4 protein-coding genes are annotated in these 3363 nt (G+C 68.7%); all 4 read left to right on the top strand.

What is annotated here, in order from left to right; translation table 11 throughout:
• Positions 1-358 (top strand): hypothetical protein (locus BST27_RS32845; protein WP_428842046.1); only part of this gene is annotated, 358 nt, incomplete at its 5' end.
• Between the two features lie 63 nt (positions 359-421).
• Positions 422-1195 (top strand): molybdate ABC transporter substrate-binding protein, encoded by a 774-nt coding sequence (modA, locus tag BST27_RS29825; protein ID WP_069418380.1) that lies wholly within the window; start codon positions 422-424, stop codon positions 1193-1195.
• An 8-nt stretch (positions 1196-1203) separates the two neighbouring features.
• On the top strand, positions 1204-1998 hold the full coding sequence (locus tag BST27_RS29820) for an ABC transporter permease (RefSeq protein WP_069418379.1): 795 nt from the start codon (positions 1204-1206) through the stop codon (positions 1996-1998).
• 6 nt (positions 1999-2004) lie between these two features.
• Positions 2005-3108, top strand: coding sequence for a sulfate/molybdate ABC transporter ATP-binding protein (locus BST27_RS29815; RefSeq protein ID WP_069418378.1), 1104 nt, complete (start codon positions 2005-2007; stop codon positions 3106-3108).
• The last annotated feature ends 255 nt before the right edge of the window (positions 3109-3363 follow it).

The raw sequence follows: 3363 nt of genomic DNA, 5'->3' as shown, positions 1-3363 counted from the left end.
CGGCTTTCTAGCCGGTAACGGTGGCGCGGGCGGGGTTGGTGGCGTTTCGTTCGCCACCGCCGGGAATGGCGGGATTGGCGGTGACGCCGGTTTTCTTTTCGGCAACGGCGGGACGGGCGGTAACGGTGGGATCGGCGGTGTGGTGGGCGGAATCGGCGGAAACGGCGGCACGGCCGGGGTGTTCGGCGATGGCGGTAACGGGGGCACCGGCGGCAACTCAGGCGGCAAAGGCGGTGATGGCGGCGCCGCCGTGCTGATCGGCAACGGCGGCAACGCTGGTAGGGGTGGGGCCGGAGGCGGCGCGTCGGGTATCGCCGGTGCTGGGGGCCTGCTGTTGGGGCTGGACGGCTTGTTGTAGGCAAGCCCAGCGGCGAAGGCGCGGGCACAGACCACGAAGTCGTGGTCGGGTTAGGTTCTACCTATGCGCCGCATAGGGCACGGAACCGGTTTCCTGGCGATTGCGCTGACCGCAAGCCTGCTAGCGGCAGTGGCAGCGTGCCATTCAAATCCCCCGGCCGAAGGCCATCGCATCGTGGTGTTCGCGGCGGCCTCCCTCAAGGCCGCGTTCACCAAGATCGGCGACCTGTTTCAGACGGACAATCCCGGTGTCACAGTCGAATTCAGCTTCGCGGGTTCGTCTGAGCTGGCGACTCAACTGACCCAAGGCGCAACCGCGGATGTCTTCGCCTCGGCCGACAGCGCTCAGATGGACACCGTCGCCAAGGCCGGATTGCTGGCCGACGATCCGACCAAGTTCGCCTCCAACTCGCTCGTCATCGTCACCGCACCGGGAATCCCCAAGCCGGTCGGTTCGTTCGCCGATCTCGCGCAGCCGGGGCTGACGGTGGTGGTCTGCCAGCCGAAGGTGCCGTGCGGATCGGCCACCCGGCGCATCGAGGACGCCACCGGCGTCCGCCTCAACCCGGTGAGCGAGGAGCTCAGCGTGACCGACGTGCTGAACAAGGTCACCACCGGTCAGGCCGACGCGGGACTGGTCTACCTGACCGACGCGCTCGGTGCCGGCGACAAGGTGACGACGGTGAAGTTCCCCGAAGCTGCCGATGCCGTGAACGTCTATCCCATCGCGGTGCTGAAGAACGCGCCCCAAGCCGCGTTGGCACACCGGTTCCTGACCACCGTCACCAACGAGACAGGCCGGCAGATCCTGGATCAGTTCGGCTTCGGCAAGCCCTGACACCGTCCGTGCTCCGGCCTACCGATCTGCCCCGCTGGGTCTACCTGCCCGCCGTGATCGGGTTGGCCTTCGTGGCGTTGCCGCTGGTCGCGATCGCGGTCAAGGTCGATTGGCCGCATTTCTGGTCGCTGATCTCCAGTGACGATTCGAAGGCGGCGCTGCTGCTCAGTGTCCAAACGGCGTCCGCAAGCACCGCGCTGTGCATCGTGCTCGGGGTCCCCATGGCCCTGGTCTCGGCCCGCAGCCGGGCACGCGTGGTTCGGCTGCTCCGCCCGCTGATCCTGTTGCCTCTGGTACTGCCGCCGGTGGTCGGTGGCATCGCGCTGCTCTACGCGTTCGGGCGGTTCGGTTTGGTCGGGCGGTATTTCGAGGCCGCCGGTTTCACCATCGCGTTCAGCACCACCGCCGTGGTGCTGGCGCAAACATTCGTGTCCTTGCCGTTTCTGGTGATCTCGCTCGAGGGAGCGGCCCGCACCGCGGGAGCCGACTACGAGGTAGTCGCCGCCACACTCGGGGCCCGTCCCAGCACCATCTGGTGGCGAGTCACGCTGCGTCTGCTGTTGCCCGGGTTGATCTCCGGCGCGGTGCTTGCCTTCGCCCGCTCGCTGGGCGAATTCGGCGCGACGCTGACGTTCGCCGGCTCCCGGAAAGGGGTGACCCAGACGCTCCCGCTGGAGATCTACGTGCAACGGGTCAACGACCCGGACGCCGCGGTGGCGTTGTCGCTGCTGCTCGTCGTGGTAGCGGCGGTGGTGGTGCTCGGGCTGGGTGCCCGCAGGCTGACCGGAAGCGACATGGGGTAGCCGTCGATGGGGGACCTGCAACTGCGCGCGGTTGTCGCGGACCGAAACGTGGATGTCGAGTTCTCGGTGTCGGCGGGCGAGGTGCTGGCCATCCTCGGGCCCAACGGGGCGGGCAAGTCGACGGCGTTGCACGTCATCGCCGGGCTGGTCCGTCCGGATGCGGGTCGGGTGCGGCTGGGTGACCGAATACTGACCGACACCGCGACAGGCGTGCACGTCCCGACCCACGACCGCCGGGTCGGGCTGCTGCTACAGAACCCCCTGCTGTTCCCGCACCTGAGCGCGGCCGCCAACGTCGCCTTCGGACCGCGCAGCCGTCGCAAGCCGTTCCTTAGGTTGCGCTCCGGACGTGCCGCCGACAAAGCCACGGCCCTGCGCTGGCTGGCGGACGTGGATGCGGCCCCCTTGGCCGAACGCAAGCCGCGGCAGCTTTCCGGCGGTCAAGCCCAACGGGTCGCGCTCGCGCGGGCATTGGCGGCCGAACCCGACGTCTTGCTGCTGGACGAGCCGCTGACCGGGCTGGACGTGGCGGCGGCCGCGGCCATCCGCGGTGTGCTGCGCAGCGTGGTCGTCAAAAACGGCTGCGCGGTCGTGCTGGTGACTCACGATCTGCTGGATGTGTTCACGCTGGCCGATCGGGTCATGGTGATGGAGTCCGGCAAGATCGCCGAGATCGGCGCGGCGGCTGACGTGCTCGCAGCGCCGCGCAGCCACTTCGGCGCCCGCATCGCGGGTGTCAACCTGGTCAGCGGAACGATCGGTCGGGACGGCGCTCTGCGTACCGAATCCGGCCAGGTTTGGCACGGGACCACGACCGAGGAGCTCGTTGGCGGCCAACGCGCGGTCGCGGTGTTCGCGCCGGCCGCGGTGGCGGTGTATCGCGAACGCCCGCACGGAAGCCCGCGCAACACGGTCAAGGTGACAATCGCCGAACTGGATTCCCGCGGCCGCGACGTCCGGGTCCGCGGCCCGGAACAGTCCGACGGCGCGCCGGGCCTGGCGGCGACGGTCACCGTCGAAGCCGCGGCGGAGCTGCAGCTGACCCCTGGTGCCAGCGTGTGGTTCAGCGTCAAGGCCCACGAAGTGGCCCTGCATTCGGCGCCGCGCTGAAAGACTCGCCCTTTGTTAAGGCAGCGCTTCCTTGATTCACAGCTGTAACACGGTAGGTTCGTCGCCATGCATGAGGTGCACACGACTTCAACACGGTACGAAGGAACACGCCGCAGGGGTTGGTGGGCAACTTTGGCCCTCGCCGCCGTGAGCAGCGCCAGTGCCGTCACCATCGCGTTGCCGGCAACGTCCAGCGCGGACCCGGAGCCCGTGCCGCCGCCCAGCCCGGCATCACCCGCGCCAGCATCACCCGCA

The organism is Mycobacterium intermedium, assembly GCF_002086275.1.
Taxonomy (GTDB): Bacteria; Actinomycetota; Actinomycetes; order Mycobacteriales; family Mycobacteriaceae; genus Mycobacterium; species Mycobacterium intermedium.
This window is presented reverse-complemented; position numbering and strand designations above follow the sequence as displayed.